This window comes from Streptomyces roseofulvus (genome assembly GCF_039534915.1).
In the GTDB taxonomy this organism is placed as follows: Bacteria; Actinomycetota; Actinomycetes; order Streptomycetales; family Streptomycetaceae; genus Streptomyces; species Streptomyces roseofulvus.
In genome coordinates, this window is record NZ_BAAAWE010000001.1 from 3,244,560 (window position 1) to 3,264,312 (window position 19,753).

Genomic DNA, 19,753 nt, shown 5'->3' on the forward strand with positions numbered 1-19,753 from the left:
AGGCCCGGCTCACGCCCCGGGCGCCAGCGTCCGCAGCCCGGCCACGGCCGCGCGGGTGAGTTCGTCCACGTACCCCTTCGGGAGGTCCGTGCGGACGACGACGAGGCGCCAGTAGAGCGGGCCCACGACGAGGTCGAGGGCGCGGGCGGGGTCGGTGCCCTCCGGGAGTTCGCCGCGGGCCACCGCCTCGCGGACGATCTGCGCGACGACGCCCTCCTGCCCGTCCAGGAGCGCCGTGCGGACCGGTTCGGCGATCTCGGGGTGCCGCGCGGCCTCGACGAGGAGCTCGGGGATGACCTGCGAGGCGATCGGGTGGCGCAGCGCGTGCGAGGCGACGGTGAGCAGCGCCCGTACGTCCTCCTCCAGGGAGCCGGTGGCGGGCGCCGGCAGGCCCTGTGCCGCGACGGCGCCGACCAGGTCGAGGACGAGGGCGAGCTTGGACTTCCAGCGCCGGTAGACGGCGGTCTTCCCGACCCCGGCGCGGCGCGCGATGCCCTCGATGGACATCCGGGCGAAGCCGACGGCGGCCAGTTCCTCGAAGACGGCGGCGCGGATGGCCTCGGTGACGTCCTCGCGGAGCACGGCGGCTCCGGCGGGAGCGCGACGCGGGGTGGGAGTGCTCATCCCCGCATCCTAACCAACGGCGACGTCACGACGATACGGTTGCGTTCCGACGTCACCGCGGCCTAGTCTCGCTTCCACGACGATACGGTTCCGTCCCGACGCAACGCACGCGTCTCGCCGCACCGGATCGCCCCCGTACGGAAACCCCCGCGCCCGGACCCTCACACCCCGCGCCCCGCCCTCCGTCGAAAGCGCCCGCACGTGACCCTGACACTGCCCCCGCCGCCGACCGCCACCGCCACCACCCAGCCCCCGCGACAGGCCCCCGACGAGGACCTCCAGGCCCTCGCCCGCCGGCACGGACTCTCCGTCAGCGGCGCCCGGCCGCCGCTCCCCGCCTACGTCCGGCAGCTCTGGGCCCGGCGTGACTTCATCGCCGCCTTCGCGACCGCCCGGCTGACCGCGCAGTACAGCCAGGCCCGGCTCGGCCAGCTGTGGCAGCTGATGACCCCGCTGCTCAACGCGGCCGTGTACTACCTGATGTTCGGCGTCCTGATGAACGTCCAGCACGGCGTCCCGGACTACCTCCCCTTCCTCCTGACCGGCGTGTTCGTGTGGACCTTCACCGCCAACACGCTGACCGCCGGCACCCGCGCCGTCAGCGGCAACCTCGGCCTGGTCCGCGCCCTGCACTTCCCCCGCGCGAGCCTGCCGCTCTCCCTCGCGCTGCTCCAGCTCCAGCAACTGCTGCTGTCGCTCGCCGCGCTCGTCGTGATCCTGCTCTGCTTCGGCGAGTTCCCCACCTGGAGCTGGCTGCTCGCGGTGCCGGCGATCGCACTCCAGGCCCTCTTCAGCGCCGGCGTCTCGCTCGCGCTCGCCCGGCTCGCCGCCCGCACCCCGGACATCAGCCAGCTGATGCCGTTCGTGCTGCGCACCTGGATGTACGTCTCCGGCGTCATGTGGTCGATCGGCTCCATGGCGTCGAGCGGCCGCTTCCCGGACTGGCTGGTCCTCGCCCTCCAGTGCAATCCGGCGGCGGTCTACATCGACCTCGTCCGCTTCGCCCTCGTCGGCAGCTTCACCGCGGACAACCTGCCGCCCCACGTGTGGGCGCTGGCCGCCGGCTGGGCGGCGCTCGCCTTCGTCGGCGGCTTCGTGTGGTTCTGGAAGGCGGAGGAGACGTACGGCCGTGGCTGACGAGCGAACGACCCACGCCGCGAAGGCGCCGGGCGACCCCACCGTCATCGCCGACCGCGTCCACATCGCGTACACCGTGCCGACCGGCCCCGGCGGCAGCCGCCGGGTGCACGCCGTGAAGGGCGTGTCCTTCGTCGCCCGGCGCGGCGAGGCCATCGGCCTGATCGGTTCGAACGGATCGGGGAAGTCCACCCTCCTGAAGGCCATCGCCGGCCTTCAGGCGACAGAGAGCGGCACTCTCTACACCCGCGGCCGCCCCGCCCTCCTCGGCGTCGACGCGGCCCTCATGAACGACCTCTCCGGCGAGCGGAACGTGGTCCTGGGCGGCCTCGCCCTGGGCATGAGCCGTAGGGAGGTCGCGTCCCGGTACGACGAGATCGTCGACTTCTCGGGACTGAGGCGACCCGGCCGCGAGGACGACGACCCGCTCTCCCGTCCCATGCGCACCTACTCCTCCGGCATGGGCGCCCGCCTCCGCTTCGCCATCTCCGCGGCCACCCGCGGCCACGACGTGCTCCTCATCGACGAGGCCCTCGCCACCGGCGACGCCGACTTCCGGCGCCGCAGCCGCCGCCGGATCGACGAACTGCGGGCCGCGGCCGGCACGGTCTTCCTCGTCGCCCACTCCGCCACGGCCATCCGGCAGACCTGCGACCGCGCCCTCTGGCTGGAGGCGGGGACGCTGCGGCTGGACGGCCCGGCGGACGAGGTGGTGACGGCGTACGAGGAGTCCACCCGCACGGAAACCCCCGCCGGCCCCCGCACCTGACGCCCGGAAGCGACCGCCGACCGGCTCCATCCAGCCGATAAAACAGGGCAAACACCCATCTATCGCCCTACGGTCGGAGCGTGACGACGCCAGACCGCCCTCGCTCCCGCGCCTCCGGCCCGACCGCCCCCGCACCCCCCTCCCTCACCCGCTCGCCCTTCGAGTCGGACACCTTCACGTCCGCCACCTTCGTCACCGTCGGGAGCGGCCCGGTCCTCGCGCTGGCCGCCGTCTGGCTGGTCACGCGCCTGGGCATGCTGGCGCTGCTCGCGAGCGACGGCCTCGGCGTCGGCGGGGTCGGCCACGAGGTCCAGCTCCTCTACCGCCACTGGTACGGCCTCTTCGCCGACGGCACCTTCCCGCCCGCCGACCCCGCCTGGCAGTACCCGCCGGGCGCCGCCCTCGCGATCACGGCACCGGGGCTGCTGATGCCCTGGCTCGGCTACACCCAGGCGTTCGTCGTCCTGACCCTGCTCGCCGACGCCGCCGTCACCCTCGGGCTCGCCGTCGCCGACCGCTCCCGGCTCACCCACGGCGCCTGGTACTGGGTCTGCGCCCTGCCGCTCCTCCTCCACCTGCCGCTCGCCCGGTACGACGTGCAGGCCACCGCCCTCGCCGTCCTCGCGCTGCTGTTCCTCAAGGGCCGCTCCCCCGCCGGCCACCGGCTCGGCGGCGCGCTCGCCGGGCTCGGCGCGCTGGTGAAGGTGTGGCCGGCGCTCGCGCTGATCGGCACGCCCCGGGGCCGTACCACCCGCGAGGCGTGGACGGCCGCCGCCGTCACCACCGGCGCCCTGCTCGCGGTGCTCGCGCTCGGCTTCTCCGGCCCGCTCGGCTTCCTGCGCGGGCAGGGCGCCCGGGGCATCCAGGTCGAGTCCGTGGGCGGCACCGCGCTGGCCGCCGCCCGCGCGGCCGGACTGTGGCCCGGGTCGGCGGAGATCCGCTACGGGGCCTACGAGTACGTGGGCCCGTACGTCTCCACCCTCGGCCACCTCTTCCTGCTGCTGACCGTCGCCGCCGTCCTCTCGCTGGTGTTCTGGCGGCTCCGCGCCACCCGCTGGACCGAGGCCACCCCGCTCGACGCGGCCCTCGCCGCCGTGCTGCTCCTCACCGTGACGAGCCGGGTGATCAGCCCCCAGTACCTGGTCTGGCTGCTCGGCCTCGCCGCCGTCTGCCTGACCTCCCGCCGTACGGTGATGCGGCCGGTCGCCCTGCTCCTGCTCCCCGCGGCGGCGCTCAGCTCCCTCGCGTACCCGGTCCTCTACGCCGACGTCGTCGCCGGCACCCCGCTCGGCGTGACGGTCATGGTGCTGCGCAACGGCCTCCTCCTCGCCGCGGCCGCCGTCGCCGCCCTCCGCCTGTGGCGGGCCACGGTCACCCCCGTACGGGAATAGCCGAAGCCCCGCCGGACGGGCAGTCCGACGGGGCTTCCTCACCGCACGGGGCGACTAGCTGTGCGTGCGCAGCAGCGTCCGCATCGTCCGCATGGCGACCGACAGGTTCGCCAGGTCGAAGGTGTCCGAGCCCTGGATCTCGTCCAGGGTCGTCCGGGCGCGGCCCAGGATCGCGGCGTTCTTCTCCTCCCACGCCTTGAAGCGCTCCTCCGGCGTGGAGGTGCCGTTGCCGGCGACCAGGACGTCCGAGGTCAGCGCCGCGTGGGCGGCGAAGAGGTCCTCGCGGATGGAGGCGCGGGCCATGGACTGCCAGCGGTCGGCCCGCGGCAGCTCGATGATCCGGTCCATCAGGCTGGTGATCTTCAGCCGGTCGGCCAGGTCGTAGTAGACCTCGGCGACGGCCAGCGGGTCCTTCTCGATGCGGTCGGCGATCGCGACGATGTCGAGCGTCGGGAAGGCGGACGAGAAGCCCGCGACGCGCACGGCCAGCTCCTCCGGGACGCCGAAGCCGGTCAGCTCGTCGAGGATCGAGCGGTACCACTCCTGGTCCGCGCCGCGCAGCAGCTCCGGCAGGCGCTCCCAGACCTGCTCGACCCGCTCCGCGAAGAAGTCGATGGTCTCGCCGATCGCGAGCGGCTGCGGCCGGTTGTTGAGCAGCCAGCGGGTGCCGCGCTCGACGAGCCGGCGGGAGTGCAGCCGCATCCGGGTCTGGACCTCGGCCGGGACCTTGTTGTCCAGGGCCTCGACGGCGTCCCAGACGTCGCCGAGCCGGAAGATGGCCCGGGCCGCGGTCTGCGCCCGCACGATCTCCTCCAGCGACGCGCCGGTCTCCTCGCGGAGGCGGTGCAGGAAGGTCGAGCCGCCGGTGTTGACGGTGTCGTTGACCAGGACGGTGGTGATGATCTCGCGGCGCAGCGCGTGCCCGTCGACGGCCTCGCCGAACTTCTCGCGCAGCAGCGTCGGGAAGTAGGCGTGGAGCAGGCCCGCCAGGTACGGGTCGTCGGGCAGCTCCGTGCCGATCAGCTCGTCGGCCACCGTGATCTTGGTGTACGCGAGGAGGACGGCGAGCTCGGGCTGGCTGAGGCCCTTCTCGTTGTTGAGCAGCTCGCGGATCTGCCGGTCGTTGGGCAGGAACTCCAGCTGGCGGTCGAGCGCCCCGTCGCGGCCCAGGCGGCGCATGAAGCGCTGGTGGGCGTGGAGCAGGGACGGCGACTGGTCGACGGCGTTGGCGAGGGCGGTGTTCTGCGCGTAGTTGTTGCGCAGCACGAGCCGGCCGACCTCGTCGGTCATCTCGGCGAGGATCTTGTTGCGCTGCTTGACGGTCATGTCGCCCTCGGCGACGAGCCCGTTGAGCAGGATCTTGATGTTGACCTCGTGGTCGGAGGTGTCGACGCCGGCACTGTTGTCGATGGCGTCGGTGTTGATCTTGCCGCCGGTGCGGTCGGGGCCGCCGGCGCGGGCGAACTCGATGCGGCCGAGCTGGGTGGCGCCGAGGTTGCCGCCCTCGCCCACGACCTTGGCGCGGACGTCCTGGCCGTCGACGCGGATGGCGTCGTTGGCCTTGTCGCCGACCTCGGCGTTGGACTCGACGGACGACTTCACGTAGGTGCCGATGCCGCCGTTCCACAGCAGGTCCACGGGGGCCTGGAGGACGGCCTTCATCAGCTCGGCCGGCGTCAGCTTGGTGACGCCCTCGTCGATGCCGAGCGCGGCCCGCATGTGGGCGTTGACCGGGATCGACTTGGCGGTACGGGGGTGGACGCCGCCGCCCGCGGAGAGCAGCGAGGTGTCGTAGTCCGCCCAGGAGGAGCGGGGCAGGTCGAAGAGGCGGCGGCGCTCGGCGTACGAGGTGGCCGCGTCCGGGTTCGGGTCGATGAAGATGTGGCGGTGGTCGAAGGCGGCCACGAGGCGGATGTGCTCGGAGAGCAGCATGCCGTTGCCGAAGACGTCGCCGGACATGTCGCCGACGCCGACGACGGTGAAGTCCTCGGTCTGGGTGTCGTGGCCCAGCTCGCGGAAGTGCCGCTTGACGGACTCCCAGGCGCCGCGGGCGGTGATGCCCATGCCCTTGTGGTCGTAGCCGGCGGAGCCGCCGGAGGCGAAGGCGTCGCCGAGCCAGAAGCCGTACTCCTCCGCGACGCCGTTGGCGATGTCGGAGAAGGTGGCGGTGCCCTTGTCGGCGGCGACGACGAGGTAAGTGTCGTCCTCGTCGTGGCGGACCACGTCGACCGGGGGCACGACCTCGCCGGCGACCATGTTGTCGGTGATGTCGAGCAGGGCCGAGATGAAGGTCTTGTACGAGGCGATGCCCTCGGCCAGCCAGGCGTCCCGGTCCACGGCGGGGTCCGGGAGCTGCTTGGCGACGAAGCCGCCCTTGGCGCCGACGGGCACGATGACGGTGTTCTTCACCATCTGCGCCTTGACCAGGCCGAGGATCTCGGTACGGAAGTCCTCGCGCCGGTCGGACCAGCGCAGACCGCCTCGGGCGACCTTGCCGAAGCGCAGGTGGACGCCCTCGACGCGGGGCGAGTACACCCAGATCTCGAAGGCGGGGCGCGGGGCCGGCAGGTCGGGGATGGCCTGCGGGTCGAACTTCATCGACACGTAGGAGTGCTGTCGGCCGTCGCTCGACTTCTGGAAGAAGTTGGTCCGCAGGGTCGCCTTGATGACGGTGAGGAAGGACCGCAGGATCCGGTCCTCGTCCAGGCTCGCGACCTGGTCGAGGGCGCCGTCCAGCTCCTCCAGGATGCCGTCGATGAGCTCGGTGCCGGCGCGCTGCCGGCCCGGGGCCATCCGGGCCTCGAAGAGGGAGACCAGCAGCCGCGTGGTGTGGACGTTATTGCGGAGGGTGTCCTCCATGTAGTCCTGGCTGAAGGTGGAGCCGGCCTGGCGCAGGTACTTGGCGTAGGCGCGCAGCACCATCGCCTCGCGCCAGGTGAGCCCGGCGGAGAGGACGAGGGAGTTGAAGTTGTCGTTCTCGGCCTCGCCGGTCCAGGTGGCCGCGAAGGCGTCCTGGAAGCGCTCGCGGGCGTCGTCGCCGACGTAGTCGCCGCCGTTGCCGGTGGGCGCGGGCATCCGCAGGCCGAAGTCGTAGATCCAGGCGTGGGTGCGGTCGGCGCAGCGGAGCTCGTACGGACGCTCGTCGGTGACCTCGACGCCGAGCCGGTTGAGGACCGGGAGGACGGCGGAGAGGGAGATCTGGTCGCCGGTCTTGTAGATCTTGAAGCGGCGCTCGCCGGGGCCGGCGGCGACGGGCTCGTACAGGGAGAGCGCGAAGTCCTTGCCGCTGGCGGCGAGGGCCTCCATGCGGACCAGGTCGGCGACGGCGGCGCGCGGCGAGTGGTCGGCCTTGTAGCCCTCGGAGAAGGCGTTGCCGTAGCGGCGCAGCAGCTCGGCGGCGCGCTCCTCGCCGAACTCGGCGTTGAGGGCCTCGCCGAAGCCGTCGGCCCAGGAGCGGGCGGCCTCGACGAGCCGGGCCTCGATGCGGTCCACGTCGGCGTCGGTGAGGGCGGCGAGGACGGTGCCGGGCTCGACGCGGATGACGAAGTGGAGGCGGGAGAGGATCGACTCGGTGTTCCAGGCCGTGAAGTCGACGGAGGTGCCGTTCAGCTCCTCCTTGAGGATGTCGATGATCCGCAGCCGGACGCGGGTGGTGTAGCGGTCGCGCGGCAGGTAGACGAGGGCCGAGTAGTAGCGGCCGTACTCGTCCTGGCGCAGGTAGAGCCGCAGCCGGCGCCGCTCCTGGAGGTACAGGACGCTGGTGACGATGGAGCGGAGCTGGTCGACCGGGGTCTGGAACAGCTCGTCGCGCGGGTAGGTCTCCAGGATCTGGAGCAGGTCGCGGCCGTCGTGGCTGTTCGGGGAGAAGCCGGCGCCGGCCAGCACCTCCTGGACCTTGCGCTTGACGACGGGGACGCGGCGCACCGACTCGGTGTACGCGGCGGACGAGAAGAGGCCGAGGAAGCGGCGCTCGCCGATGACGTTGCCGTCGGCGTCGAACTTCTTCACGCCGACGTAGTCGAGGTACGAGGGGCGGTGGACGGTCGCGCGGCTGTTGGCCTTGGTCAGGATGAGCAGCTTGTGCTCGCGGGCCTTGGCGCGGGCGTCGGCGGGCAGCCGGCTGAAGGACGGGGAGACGGGGTGGGCGTGGTGGCCGGACTCGCCGTCGGTGTGGTGCGGGTCGGAGCGCAGGATGCCGAGGCCGGTGCCGGGCACGGCGGCGAGCGCGTCGCCGTCGACGAGCTCGTACTCGCGGTAGCCGAGGAAGGTGAAGTGGTCGTCGGCGAGCCAGCGCAGCAGCTCCTGGGCCTCCTCGACCTCGGTGGGCCGCAGGTCGGAGGCGGTGGGCTCGGCGGGCAGGCCGTCGGCGATGCGCAGCGCGGCGTCGCGCATCTTCTCCCAGTCCTCGACGGTCTCGCGGACGTCGGAGAGGACGCGGAGGAGGTCCGAGGTGATCTGCTTGAGGTCGGCGCGGTCGGTCTCGCGGTCGATCTCGACGTGGATCCAGGACTCGGGGAGCGCGTCGTGCGGCAGCTCGCCGTGGATCTGGGTGGAGAGGACCTCGATGAGCTTGCCGGTGATGTCGCGGCGGACGAGGACCTGCGGGTGGATCACGACGTGGATGCCGCGGCCCTGGCGGGAGAGCTCGTTGGTGACGGAGTCCACGAGGAACGGCATGTCGTCGGTGACGACCTCGACGACGGAGTGGCTGCTGGTCCAGCCGTTCTCCTCGACCGTCGGGGTGTGCACGCGGACGTTCGCGGTGCCCTGGGGGCGGTTCTCCGCGAGCCGGTAGTGGGACAGCGCGGCGCCGAAGACGTCGTCCGGGTCGCGGTCGGTGAGGTCCTCGGGGGCGGTGTGCAGGTAGTAGCGCTGGAGGTAGTCGAGCACGGTGTCCCGGTCCGGGCGCTCGCCCTCCGGGCCCGTCGGAAGTCGCCCCCCGACCGGGCTGTGCTCAGCTACGCGGGCGGCCCTCTCGAGCAGCTCGGCCTTTGCTTCGTCCAGCTTGGTCTGCATGTCCTCTGACTCCTGTCGCGCGCCGTTGCGTGACGTCGGTGGGTAGGGCAGAACGCCACGACGCGGTGATTCCGGTCGAGGGAGACGTTATGCCCGGGTGGGAGATATCCGGATGGAAACCGGCCACGGTGAGCGGCGATTCCGGACGGAGGGGATCGGCGAACGCACGGGCGGCCCGGCCGCGTGAGCGGACCGGGCGGCAGCCGGGGGCCGCACTGCCCCCGCGGCGTATCGCGCTGATCACGGGAAAAGCCTATCGCTCAAGCCCCCTGCCCCGTCATGAGCCGTATGTGTACAAAAGCGGGGGTGGAAGTTTGACGTTCTGGACAGCGACACATGCACTCTTGGCGGATCGCGCGGAACGGTGCAGCGTGGACGCGAGCACGACGACGGATGCCCATCGCCCAGACCGGGAGAGCCATGGCGAAGATCTTGATCGTGACAGGGGACGCGGCCGAGTCCCTGGAGGTGTTGTACCCGTACCAGCGGCTGCTCGAAGAGGGGTACGAGGTCGACATCGCCGCTCCGGCGCGCAAACAGCTGCGGTTCGTGGTCCACGACTTCGAGCCCGGCTACGACACGTACACGGAGAAGCCGGGCTACACCTGGCCCGCCGACCTCGCCTTCTCCGAGGTCGACCCGGGCGAGTACGCGGCCGTGGTGATCCCGGGCGGGCGCGCCCCTGAGTACCTGCGCAACGACCCGGAGCTGCGCAAGATCCTGAAGTCCTTCTTCGACGCGGACAAGCCGGTGGCGCAGATCTGCCACGGCCCGCTGCTGACGGCGGCGGTCGGCGGTCTGGAGGGCCGCCGGGTCACCGCGTACCCGGCCCTGGAACTGGACATGCAGGCGGCGGGCGCCGACTTCCAGGACTCGGCCGCGGTCGTCGACGGGCTGCTCGTCTCCTCACGCGCCTGGCCGGACCACCCGACGTGGATGCGCGAGTTCCTGAAGGTGCTGCGCGCGAAGGGCTGAGCCCGGCGGGGGCGGTCCGGCGGTCCGCCCCCGTACACCTCGCGCTAGGCCAGCTCCTCCGCGACGGCGACGGCCTCCTCCAGGGAGTCCACGACCGGCACCCCGACCCGCTCCAGCGAGGTCCGGCTGTGCGAGCCGCCGGTGAAGAGCACGGCCTTCGCACCGACGTGCGCGGCGGCCACCGCGTCGTCCGCGGCGTCGCCGATGACGACGATCCGCTCGGCGGGCACGGCGAGGGCCTCCAGGTGGCGCACCATGTGCCCGGACTTGCCGTCCGTGGAGCGGTCGGGGCGCCCGTCGACCCGGACGAACCGCTCCGCGATCCCGTGCCGCCGCACCAGCGGCAGCAGCTCGGCGTGCGGCGCGAGCGAGAGCAGCGACTGGGTGCCCCCGGCGGCCTGCCGGTCGGCGAGCAGCTCGGCGGCGCCCGCGGTCAGCCCGCAGCCCTCCGCCCGCTCCCAGTAGTGGCGGTGGAAGGTCCCGTCCATCAGGAGCCATTCGGCGTCGGTGGGCAGCCGGCCCATCAGCCGCTCGTAGAACTTCGGCACCGGGACGGTGTACAGCTCGCGGTACCGCTCCAGCGTGATCGGTTCGAGGCCCAGCTCCGCGAAGGCCGCGTTGGTGGCGCCGATGACGGCGGCGATGTCGTCGAGCAGGGTGCCGTTCCAGTCCCAGACCAGGTGCTTGCCCGTGCGGTGCTTCCCCAAGTGCTTCCCCATGGAGCGACGGTACAGGCCGCGGCCTCAGCCGAGCAGGGAGGGGATCTCCTGCACCCCGAACCAGAGCAGCTCGTGGTCCTCGGCCCCGTCCACGACGAACTGGGCGTCGTCGTCGCCCTGGTCGGCGGCGCCGAGCGCGGCGGCCGCGGCGGTGACGTCGGCCTCGGCGTCGTCCGCGTCGGCGTGCACGGCGGCGGCCTTGGCGAGGGCCACGGCGCCGGCGATCCGCACCTCGCCGATCGCGCCGGCGTCGAGCCCGCGGTCCGGGTCGACGGTGGCGTCCCGGTCGGCGATGTCGACGGCGACGACCACCCGGCGCCGCGGCGCCTCGGGGTCGCCCGCGACGAGCCGCAGCGAGGCGGCGGCGGCGCGGCTGAGCGCCGCGTACTCCAGCTCCTCGATGTCGTCGGAGACGTACCACTCGCGCAGCGCGGGCGTGACGGCGTAGGCGGTCAGCGGGCCGGGCCCGAGCTCGCCCGCCTTGTGCGCCTGTGCGAGACCGGGAAGGGTCAGAGGAACGTACACGCGCATGGCTGGCCGCTTTCGTAGTCGGAAACGCCCTCAGGATACGTCCGGCCCCGCCGCCCCGGGATGTCCACCCGTGGACCCTCATCACCCGGATAGGCGAATCACCCTGCGTACACACCACGGCACGCTGTGCTCTTGCACGCCCGCAGGGCGCCTCGATACAAGATCCCCGACAAGAAGTTACCGACCGGTACGCACCGGCCTCCGAAGGGATCCCCATGCCTCAGCACCCCGCGCCCGCCCCGGCCCCGGCGGCCGCCCCGGACGGCCCGCACGGCCCCACCGGCGTCCCCCGCGCCTCGGTGTCCGCGCCGGACCCGGCCGGCGGCTGCGGGCGCCCCGCGCCCGCCGGGACGACGACGAGCAGGCCCCGGCCCACCGTCCCCGCCCAGGCCCGCGCGGGCGCCGCTCGCACCGCCGTCGCCCGCGCCCGGCACGGACGCCCGGGCGGAGCCGCCCGCCGCACGCTCCCCGTGCACACGGCCTTCGCCGAGCGGCTGGTCGCGGTGCTCAGCGGGGAGCGGCCGGTGCACTCGATGCTGGGGCTGACCGTCGGGGAGGCGTACGAGCAGCTGGTGCGGCTCGCGCCCCGGGCACCGTCCCGGGGCCCGGGGCCCCGGCCCGTGCTGCGCCGCTGCGCCGCGCAGCCGCACTCCGGGGACACCGTCCTGGAGGTCTTCGCCTCCCTGGCCGCGGGGCACCGCGTCCGCGCCCTCGCCTTCCGCCTGGAGCGCGGCCCCGACCACCGCTGGCGGTGCGCCGCCGTCGAGCTGGACGGCCTCGGCCGACTGGTCGGCGGCGGCCCCCAGCCATGACGAAGGGCCCCGCCGGACAACTCCGGCAGGGCCCTTCACCAGCTCAGGCCGTCACTTCTTGCGGCGACGCCCGCCCGCGTTCTTCTGCGCCTTGCGGCGCTCCGCCCGCGTCATTCCGTCGCCCGCGTCCAGGTCGTCCGAGGCGAAGTCGCCCTCGACGACACCGCCGTCGCCGTCCACCGACGGCGCGGAGAAGTGCAGCCGGTCCGGCCGCTGCGGGGCGTCGAGCCCCTTCGCGCGGATCTCCGGGCGCCCGCCCGCCGGGACGGCCTCGCCCTTGTCCAGGGACGGCGCTCCGGCCTGCACCGGGACCTCCTCGACCTGCTGCTCGACCTGGACCTCCAGGTTGAACAGGTAGCCGACGGACTCCTCCTTGATGCCCTCCATCATCGCGGTGAACATGTCGAAGCCCTCGCGCTGGTACTCGACCAGCGGGTCCTTCTGCGCCATCGCGCGCAGGCCGATGCCCTCCTGGAGGTAGTCCATCTCGTAGAGGTGCTCGCGCCACTTGCGGTCGAGGACCGAGAGGACGACCCGGCGCTCCAGCTCGCGCATGATCTCGGAGCCGAGCTGCGCCTCGCGCGCCTCGTACTGGGCGTGGATGTCGTCCTTGATGGACTCGGCGATGAACTCCGCGGTGATGCCCGCGCGGTCGCCCGCCGCGTCCTCCAGCTCCTCGATGGTGACCTTCACCGGGTAGAGCTGCTTGAAGGCGCCCCACAGCCGGTCCAGGTCCCACTCCTCCGCGAAGCCCTCGGCGGTCTCCTGGCGGATGTAGTCGTCGATGGTGTCGTCCATGAAGTGGCGGATCTGCTCGTGCAGGTCCTCGCCCTCCAGGACGCGGCGGCGCTCGCCGTAGATGACCTCGCGCTGCCGGTTGAGGACCTCGTCGTACTTCAGGACGTTCTTGCGCGTCTCGAAGTTCTGCGTCTCCACCTGCGACTGGGCGGAGGCGATGGCCCGGGTGACCATCTTGTTCTCGATCGGCACGTCGTCCGGCACGTTGGCCATGGCCATCACGCGCTCGACCATCTGCGCCTTGAACAGCCGCATCAGGTCGTCGCCGAGCGACAGGTAGAAGCGGGACTCGCCCGGGTCGCCCTGACGGCCGGAACGACCGCGCAGCTGGTTGTCGATACGCCGCGACTCGTGGCGCTCGGTGCCGAGCACGTACAGCCCGCCCAGCTCCTTGACCTCCTCGAACTCCGCCTTCACGGCCTTCTCGGCGCGCTCCATGGCGGCGGGGAGGGCCGCGGCCCACTCCTCGACGTGCTCGACCGGGTCCAGACCCGCCTGCCGCAGCTCGGCCTCGGCGAGGTCGTCCGGGTTGCCGCCGAGCTTGATGTCGGTACCGCGGCCGGCCATGTTGGTGGCGACGGTGACGGCGCCGCGGCGGCCGGCCTGGGCGACGATGCTGGCCTCGCGCTCGTGGTGCTTGGCGTTCAGCACCTCGTGCGGCACACCGCGCTTGGAGAGCTGCTGCGAGAGGTACTCGGACTTCTCGACGGACGTGGTGCCGACGAGGACCGGCTGGCCCTTCTCGTGCTTCTCGACGATGTCGTCGACGACGGCGGCGAACTTGGCGACCTCGGTCCGGTAGATCAGGTCGGACTGGTCCTTGCGCTGCATCGGCTTGTTCGTCGGGATCGGGACGACACCGAGCTTGTAGATCTGGTGGAACTCGGCCGCCTCGGTCATCGCCGTACCGGTCATGCCGGACAGCTTGTCGTAGAGGCGGAAGAAGTTCTGGAGGGTGATCGTGGCGAGCGTCTGGTTCTCGTCCTTGATCTGCACGCCCTCCTTGGCCTCGATGGCCTGGTGCATGCCCTCGTTGTAACGGCGGCCGGCGAGGATACGGCCGGTGTGCTCGTCGACGATCATGACCTCGCCGTCGATGACGACGTAGTCCTTGTCCTTCTTGAACAGTTCCTTCGCCTTGATGGCGTTGTTCAGGTAGCCGACGAGCGGGGTGTTGACCGACTCGTAGAGGTTGTCGATGCCGAGCCAGTCCTCGACCTTGGCGACACCGGCCTCGTGGATGCCGACCGTGCGCTTCTTCTCGTCGACCTCGTAGTCGCCGGTCTCCTCGATGCCCTTCAGCGGGTTGCCGGGCTCGCCCTTGGTGAGGCGGGTGACCAGCTTCGCGAAGTCGCCGTACCACTTGGTGGCCTGGTCGGCCGGGCCGGAGATGATCAGCGGCGTACGGGCCTCGTCGACGAGGATCGAGTCGACCTCGTCCACGCACGCGTAGTTGTGGCCGCGCTGGACCAGCTCGTCCTTCGACCACGCCATGTTGTCGCGCAGGTAGTCGAAGCCGAACTCGTTGTTCGTGCCGTACGTGATGTCGCAGGCGTACTGCTCACGGCGCTGCGCCGGCGTCATGTTGGCGAGGATGCAGCCGACGGTCAGGCCGAGGAACTTGTGGACCCGGCCCATCAGCTCGGAGTCGCGCTCGGCCAGGTAGTCGTTGACCGTGATCAGGTGCACGCCCTTGCCGGACAGCGCGTTCAGGTACGCCGGGAGCGTGCCGACGAGGGTCTTGCCCTCACCGGTCTTCATCTCGGCGACGTAGCCGAGGTGCAGCGCGGCGCCGCCCATGATCTGGACGTCGTAGTGACGCTGGCCGAGGACGCGCTTGGCCGCCTCGCGGACGGTGGCGAACGCCTCGGGCAGCAGGTCGTCGAGGCTCTCGCCGTCGGCGTACCGCTGCTTGTACTCCTCGGTGAGGGCCCGCAGGTCGGCGTCGGAGAGGTTGACGAAGTCCTCTTCGATGGAGTTGACCTGGTCCGCGATGCGGTGCAGTTTGCGCAGGATCTTGCCTTCGCCTGCACGCATGAGCTTGTTGAAGACGGACACTGAGGCTGGTCTCCTTGCCGGTCGGGCCTGGCACTGGGTCTTGTCACGGACGCGAGCGCGGGCACGGCAGGTGGTCCCCACCGCAACGGCCATCGTAAGCGAGACCACCCTCACGGAGGGAGGCCCGCAGGGCCGCCGCCGCACGTCCGCCCGCAAAGAGAACGCCCGAGGCGGTCGGAAGGTGCCGCCCCATCCGAAAAGTGTTCGCTTCCGCCCGGCCGGGTCCCCACAATCCGGGCATGGATCCCATCACGCTCACCAGCGACCGCCTCCGGCTGCGCGCCTTCGTCCCCGAGGACGAGGACATCGTCCACGCCCACTGCCAGGACCCCGCCATCCGCCGCTGGACGACCGTCCCGGACCCGTACACCCGCGAGGACGCCGTCTTCTTCCTGAACCGGCTGGTCCCGGACGGCTGGCGCGACGACTCCGACTACGCCTTCGCCGTCGAGCCGCGGGACGGCGGCCCCCTTTTCGCCGCCATCGGCCTGCACGCCCGCGGCGGCGGCGTCTGGGAGGTCGGCTTCTGGCTGGCGCCCGAGCGGCGCGGCCAGGGCTACATGGCGGAGGCGGTGCGGACCGTCGCCCACTGGGCCTTCACCGGCCTCGGCTGCGTCCGGCTGATCTGGCGCGCGGAGATCGGCAACACCGGCTCGCGCGCGGTGGCCGAGCGGGTCGGCTTCACCGTGGAGGGCGTCCAGCGGGCCGGCCTGCTGCACAAGGGCACCCTCCGGGACGCCTGGGTCGGCTCGCTGCTCCCCTCCGACTTCGGCCTGCCCAGCCCCGTCCCGTACCTGCCGCCGCGCGAGGCCCCGCCCGCCGTGGACCCCCGTGCGTCGGCCCTCCCCGGGGACTCCGGCACTGTCGGTCCGGGGGCCTAGGGTTTCCGCATGACGACCGTGCCGAAGACCGCCCCGCAGCCCGCTCCCCAGCCCGTCGCCGCGCTCTCCGCCACCGAGGCCCGCCGGATCGCCCTGCGCGCCCAGGGCTTCCTCGGGGCCCCGGACCGCCGGGGCGGGGTCCGGGGCGTACTCCGTCACCTCGGCCAGGTCCAGCTGGACACCATCTCCGTGCTGGCCCGCTCGCACGAACTGATCCCGTACGCCCGGCTCGGCGCCGTCGGCCGGACCGCGGTGGAGGAGGCGTACTGGTCGGAAGGGCACGCCTTCGAGTACTGGTCGCACGCCGCCTGCATCCTGCCGGTCGAGGAGTGGCCGCTCTTCGCCTTCCGCCGCCGCGCCTACCGCGACCGCCCGCAGTGGCACCACGAGCTGTCCGACGGCTCCTACGCCAAGGTGATCGACCAGCTGCGGGCGGAGGGCCCGCGGACGGCGACGGAGCTCGGCGGCGCCAAGAACAAGGGCGAGTGGTGGGACTGGTCCGACACCAAGATCGCGGTCGAGCGGGCGCTGATGTACGGCGAGGTCGTCGTCACCGAGCGGCGCGGCTGGAAGCGGGTGTACGACCTGGCGGAGCGCGCCATCCCGGAGCAGCTGCGCCACGACGACCTGGACGACACGGAGTGCGTGCGGCGCCTGGTCCGGCAGGCGGGCGAGGCGCTGGGCGTCGGCACGCGCGCGGACATCGCCGACTACCACCGGCTGAAGGCGGAGCAGTTCGACGCGGTGGTGGCGGACTCGGGACTGGTGCCGGTGACGGTGGAGGGCTGGGGGAAGCCCGCCTGGGCGGACCCGGCGGCGCTGGCCACGGAGCCGCGCGGCCGGCACCGCACGACGCTGCTCTCCCCGTTCGACTCGCTGATCTGGGAGCGGGCGCGCACCGAGCGGATCTTCGGCTTCACGCACCGGCTGGAGGCGTACGTCCCGAAGCCGAAGCGGGTGCACGGCTACTTCGCGATGCCGGTGCTCTCCGGCGGCCGGCTGGTCGGCCGCGTGGACCCGGCGCGCGAGGGCCGCACCCTGGTCGCCAAGCAGGTCTCCCTGGACGGCCCGAAGGTGGTCCCCGCGGTCGCCCAGGCCCTCCGCGAGGCCAGCGCCTGGGTCGGCTGCGACACGGTCCGCGTCGAACGCCTGGACCCCCCGGAGCTGACCCCGCAGCTGGTCAAGGCCCTGGACGCCTAGCGCCTCAGCGGATCTCCAGGATCTTCTCCCGCATGGCGCCGCACCTCCCGGGGGACGACCCCCGGACCCCCAGCAGGGGCGTCCCGCGGCGGAGCCTCAGCGGATCTCCAGGATCTTCTCCCGCATGGCGTACACCACGGCCTCCATGCGGGAGTGGAGCTGGAGCTTCTCCAGGATGTTCCGCACATGGTTCTTCACCGTGTTCTCGGAGATGAAGAGCTCCTTGGCGATGTCCCGGTTGTTCATGCCGGTCGCGACGAGTTTGAGAACTTCCAGCTCGCGGTCGGTGAGCCGGGGCGCGGGGACCAGGCGGCGCTCGTCGGTGCGCTGGATCATCGACTTGAACTCGGTGAGGAGCTTCGACGCCATCGACGGGCTGATCTGCGACTGCCCGTCCGCCACCGCGCGGATCGCGGTCGCGACCTCGTCGGTGGAGATCTCCTTGAGCAGGTAGCCGGTGGCCCCCGCCTTGATCGCGTCGTAGAGGTCCGCCTCCTCGTCGCTGATCGTCAGCATGATGATCTTCGCGCTGGGGGCGACCTCCTTGATGGAGGTGCACGCCTCGATGCCGCCGCGCCGCGGCATCCGCACGTCCATCAGGACGATGTCGGGCAGCAGGTCCGCCGCCTTGTCGACCGCCTCGGCCCCGTCGCCCGCCTCTCCGACGACCTGGATGTCCTCCTCCTGCGCGAGGACGATCTCCAGCCCGCGCCGGAAAAGCGCGTGGTCGTCCACGACGAGGACCCGGATCGGCTCCTTGCGATAGACCTCGTTGGCCGATTCCGATCCTTCCGGAGCACCCTCATGGGCGAGCGCGCCGCGCTCGTGCCCGCTCAGCACCGGGCCGAAGCTGTCTGCCATCGTTCCTCCCCCTGAAGGCCGTGGCCTGAATTCGTTTCCGGTCCTCCAACCACTGCCCGGGAAGCACCGGTTGGCGTGCTCGCCATGATTTCATGCCCCGGCCCTCCCGGGGTGTCCCCCCGGGCGCACAGGGGTGCCCCTGGGGGGCGCGCGAAGCGCTCCAGGGGCACCGGAAGGGCCGGTCGGTCGACCGTTCGACGGGTCAGCCGCCGAGCGCGCCGCCCGCTCCGCCGCTGTTCTCGGCGAGCGGGTCGTTCTCCAGATGGATGACGCCGTAGTCGTAGGCGTGGCGCCGGTAGACGACGCTGGGCTGCTTGGTCTCGGCGTCGACGAAGAGGTAGAAGTCGTGCCCGACCAGCTCCATCTCGTAGAGGGCCTGGTCGAGCCCCATCGCGGCGGCCTTGTGGGTCTTCTCGCGGACCACCAGCGGGCCCTCGCCCCGGACCTCGATCGAACCCATCATCGTGGTGGGAACCTCGCCGCCGGTCTCGTCGGCGACGAGCTCGCCCTGCCCGTTCAGCTGGGCGACGCCGGGGACGACGTCGGCGACCTCCGCCGCGGAGAGCCGCCCGCTGCCCCGGCGGGTGTAACGCTTGTCGTGCTGCTTGCGAAGCCTGGCCTCCAGCTTGTCGCTGGCCAGGTCGAGGGCCGCGTACGGGTCGCCGGCCGACGCTTCCGCCCGGATGACCGGGCCTCGGGAGTGGAGGGTGATCTCCACGCGGTCGGACCGGTCGGCCTGCCGCGGGTTGGGCTCCTTGGACACCTCGACGTCGAGGCTGATCACCTTGCCGTCGAGCTTCTGGATCTTCTCCAGCTTCAGCTTCTCGGCCACGTGCTTGCGGAACCGCTCGGGCACCTCTGTCTTGCGGCCCTTGACGACGATGTCCACGCAGAACTCCGTTCCCGGATCGCCCGCCCGGCTCCTAGGCCGACGGGCATCTCCCTTTGCACCAGCCCCGGCGGTTTCACCGGAGCTCGGACTTGGCGACTTCGACCTCCTCCTCCCCAGCCGACAAGATCGCCACCCCATCGACGAGAGGTTAATTCGCCCTGAACTCCTGTCCTGTAGGCGCAACCATGTATGCGACGAGTCCGGGCATTCGCCCTTCCTCACAACCGAACATAGCCCCTTCGGACGGGTGTCGGCACCCGCTACCGCGACTTACCTCCATTCGGTGGCTTTCACCTCTCACCACCTGCAACGATCCAAGTTTCTGAGGAGTTCCGGTTTATTTCGAACGAAGCGGGAGATGATGCGATCACAGCCGCCACCCGCTGTTCGAATTCGTGCTGCGTGGAATCCCGGGGGGATCTTCCCGCCGCTCCCGAAGTGAACGGACGGTGTACGGCCCCGAGGGCCCGCGCCGCCTCCGCGAGCGTCGCGCCCGTCGTCATCAGGTCGTCCACGAGGACCACCCGACCGGCCGCCAGGAGCCTCCCGCCGCCCGGCACCACCTCCAGCGCCCCGGCCACGTTCGCCCACCGGCCGCGCGCCCCGAGACCCGCCTGGTCCGCCACGGCCCGCCGCTGCCGCAGCACCGGTACCACCCGCGCGGACGCCCCCGCCCGCCGCAGCCGCCCGGCCGCGGCCAGCGCCACCCGCCGCGTCGGATCGTGCCCCCGCGCCCGCACCGAGCGCCGCGAGGACGGCACCGGCACCAGCAGCAGCGGTCGCTCCCGCGCGCCGCCCACGGCGGCCTCCACGGCCCGCGCGAGGGCCCTGCCCAGCGCCCCGGCGAGCCCCAGCGCGCCGCGCTCCTTGTGGGCGATCAGCAGCTCGCGTACCGCCCCCTCGTACGGCACGGCGGCGTGCACCACCGGCAGCCCCGCCGGCTCCGGCACGGGACGCACCCGGCCCCCTCCCCCGGCCAGCGCGCCCGCGCACCCCGCGCACAGCCCGGTACGAGGCACCCCGCAGCCCTCGCAGGCACCGGGCAGCACCAGCCCGGAGATCTCGCGCCACCAGCCCCGCATGACTCCA

At 72.1% G+C, this 19,753-nt stretch carries 14 protein-coding genes and 1 pseudogene; 7 read left to right on the forward strand and 8 right to left on the reverse strand.

Translation table 11 applies throughout. The features are described 5' to 3' along the window. Window positions 1-9: 9 nt before the first annotated feature. On the reverse strand, window positions 10-624 hold the full coding sequence (locus tag ABFY03_RS14915; protein ID WP_319009401.1) for a TetR/AcrR family transcriptional regulator: 615 nt from the start codon (window positions 622-624) through the stop codon (window positions 10-12). A gap of 201 nt (window positions 625-825) precedes the next feature. On the opposite strand from ABFY03_RS14915, the gene ABFY03_RS14920 reads away from it, so the two are divergent. The 3 genes from ABFY03_RS14920 (at window position 826) to ABFY03_RS14930 (ending at window position 3,921) form a co-directional block, all read left to right on the forward strand. After that, window positions 826-1,761, forward strand: a complete 936-nt coding sequence (locus tag ABFY03_RS14920; RefSeq protein WP_386723706.1) for an ABC transporter permease — start codon at window positions 826-828, stop codon at window positions 1,759-1,761. Then, window positions 1,754-2,530: an ABC transporter ATP-binding protein gene (locus ABFY03_RS14925; protein ID WP_346170101.1), complete on the forward strand. Its 777-nt coding sequence runs from the start codon at window positions 1,754-1,756 to the stop codon at window positions 2,528-2,530. The genes ABFY03_RS14920 and ABFY03_RS14925 overlap by 8 nt, the downstream gene beginning before the upstream one ends. 80 nt (window positions 2,531-2,610) lie before the next feature. Then, complete coding sequence (locus ABFY03_RS14930) at window positions 2,611-3,921, forward strand: glycosyltransferase 87 family protein (RefSeq protein ID WP_386723707.1); 1,311 nt, start codon at window positions 2,611-2,613, stop codon at window positions 3,919-3,921. Between the two features lie 54 nt (window positions 3,922-3,975). Here ABFY03_RS14930 and ABFY03_RS14935 read toward each other — a convergent pair whose 3' ends face one another. Continuing rightward, window positions 3,976-8,937, reverse strand: coding sequence for an NAD-glutamate dehydrogenase (locus ABFY03_RS14935; RefSeq protein WP_346170102.1), 4,962 nt, complete (start codon window positions 8,935-8,937; stop codon window positions 3,976-3,978). Window positions 8,938-9,357: 420 nt separating this feature from the next. Here ABFY03_RS14935 and ABFY03_RS14940 point away from each other — a divergent pair, with 420 nt between their 5' ends. Beyond that, window positions 9,358-9,912: a DJ-1/PfpI family protein gene (locus ABFY03_RS14940; RefSeq protein ID WP_319009404.1), complete on the forward strand. Its 555-nt coding sequence runs from the start codon at window positions 9,358-9,360 to the stop codon at window positions 9,910-9,912. Between the two features lie 44 nt (window positions 9,913-9,956). Here the strand turns inward: ABFY03_RS14940 and ABFY03_RS14945 are convergent, their stop codons facing one another. Next, on the reverse strand, window positions 9,957-10,631 hold the full coding sequence (locus ABFY03_RS14945) for an HAD family hydrolase (protein ID WP_319009405.1): 675 nt from the start codon (window positions 10,629-10,631) through the stop codon (window positions 9,957-9,959). 24 nt (window positions 10,632-10,655) lie between these two features. Next, window positions 10,656-11,162, reverse strand: a complete 507-nt coding sequence (locus ABFY03_RS14950) for a DUF6912 family protein (protein ID WP_319009406.1) — start codon at window positions 11,160-11,162, stop codon at window positions 10,656-10,658. Between the two features lie 215 nt (window positions 11,163-11,377). Here ABFY03_RS14950 and ABFY03_RS14955 point away from each other — a divergent pair, with 215 nt between their 5' ends. Then, entirely contained in the window at window positions 11,378-11,974 is a 597-nt protein-coding gene (locus tag ABFY03_RS14955) for an Rv3235 family protein (RefSeq protein WP_346170103.1), read from the forward strand. Window positions 11,975-12,025: 51 nt separating this feature from the next. Here the strand turns inward: ABFY03_RS14955 and secA are convergent, their stop codons facing one another. Further along, window positions 12,026-14,830 carry a preprotein translocase subunit SecA gene (gene secA / locus ABFY03_RS14960; protein WP_319009408.1) on the reverse strand — a complete coding sequence of 935 codons (2,805 nt, stop codon included), beginning with the start codon at window positions 14,828-14,830 and terminating at the stop codon, window positions 12,026-12,028. 239 nt (window positions 14,831-15,069) lie between these two features. Here secA and ABFY03_RS14965 point away from each other — a divergent pair, with 239 nt between their 5' ends. After that, complete coding sequence (locus tag ABFY03_RS14965) at window positions 15,070-15,711, forward strand: GNAT family N-acetyltransferase (RefSeq protein WP_319009409.1); 642 nt, start codon at window positions 15,070-15,072, stop codon at window positions 15,709-15,711. Between the two features lie 9 nt (window positions 15,712-15,720). Next, window positions 15,721-16,911 (forward strand): winged helix-turn-helix domain-containing protein, encoded by a 1,191-nt coding sequence (locus tag ABFY03_RS14970; RefSeq protein WP_346170104.1) that lies wholly within the window; start codon window positions 15,721-15,723, stop codon window positions 16,909-16,911. Between the two features lie 96 nt (window positions 16,912-17,007). On the opposite strand, the pseudogene ABFY03_RS14975 reads toward ABFY03_RS14970, so the two are convergent. The 3 genes and pseudogenes from ABFY03_RS14975 to ABFY03_RS14985 all read right to left on the reverse strand — a co-directional run. Further along, a pseudogene (locus tag ABFY03_RS14975) lies at window positions 17,008-17,673 on the reverse strand (response regulator); the annotation flags it as partial. A 301-nt stretch (window positions 17,674-17,974) separates the two neighbouring features. Next, window positions 17,975-18,661 carry a ribosome hibernation-promoting factor, HPF/YfiA family gene (gene hpf, locus ABFY03_RS14980; protein ID WP_031008345.1) on the reverse strand — a complete coding sequence of 229 codons (687 nt, stop codon included), beginning with the start codon at window positions 18,659-18,661 and terminating at the stop codon, window positions 17,975-17,977. Between the two features lie 293 nt (window positions 18,662-18,954). After that, window positions 18,955-19,746 (reverse strand): ComF family protein, encoded by a 792-nt coding sequence (locus ABFY03_RS14985; RefSeq protein WP_346170105.1) that lies wholly within the window; start codon window positions 19,744-19,746, stop codon window positions 18,955-18,957. Window positions 19,747-19,753: the final 7 nt, after the last annotated feature.

Excerpts from the sequence above, each read along its gene's own strand:
- ABFY03_RS14950 (WP_319009406.1), bottom strand. The coding sequence starts at position 11,162 with ATGCGCGTGTACGTTCCTCTGACCCTTCCCGGTCTCGCACAGGCGCAC.
- ABFY03_RS14945 (WP_319009405.1), bottom strand. The coding sequence starts at position 10,631 with ATGGGGAAGCACTTGGGGAAGCACCGCACGGGCAAGCACCTGGTCTGG.
- ABFY03_RS14915 (WP_319009401.1), bottom strand. The coding sequence starts at position 624 with ATGAGCACTCCCACCCCGCGTCGCGCTCCCGCCGGAGCCGCCGTGCTC.
- ABFY03_RS14970 (WP_346170104.1), top strand. The coding sequence starts at position 15,721 with ATGACGACCGTGCCGAAGACCGCCCCGCAGCCCGCTCCCCAGCCCGTC.
- ABFY03_RS14955 (WP_346170103.1), top strand. The coding sequence starts at position 11,378 with ATGCCTCAGCACCCCGCGCCCGCCCCGGCCCCGGCGGCCGCCCCGGAC.
- ABFY03_RS14935 (WP_346170102.1), bottom strand. The coding sequence starts at position 8,937 with ATGCAGACCAAGCTGGACGAAGCAAAGGCCGAGCTGCTCGAGAGGGCC.
- ABFY03_RS14965 (WP_319009409.1), top strand. The coding sequence starts at position 15,070 with ATGGATCCCATCACGCTCACCAGCGACCGCCTCCGGCTGCGCGCCTTC.
- ABFY03_RS14940 (WP_319009404.1), top strand. The coding sequence starts at position 9,358 with ATGGCGAAGATCTTGATCGTGACAGGGGACGCGGCCGAGTCCCTGGAG.
- ABFY03_RS14985 (WP_346170105.1), bottom strand. The coding sequence starts at position 19,746 with ATGCGGGGCTGGTGGCGCGAGATCTCCGGGCTGGTGCTGCCCGGTGCC.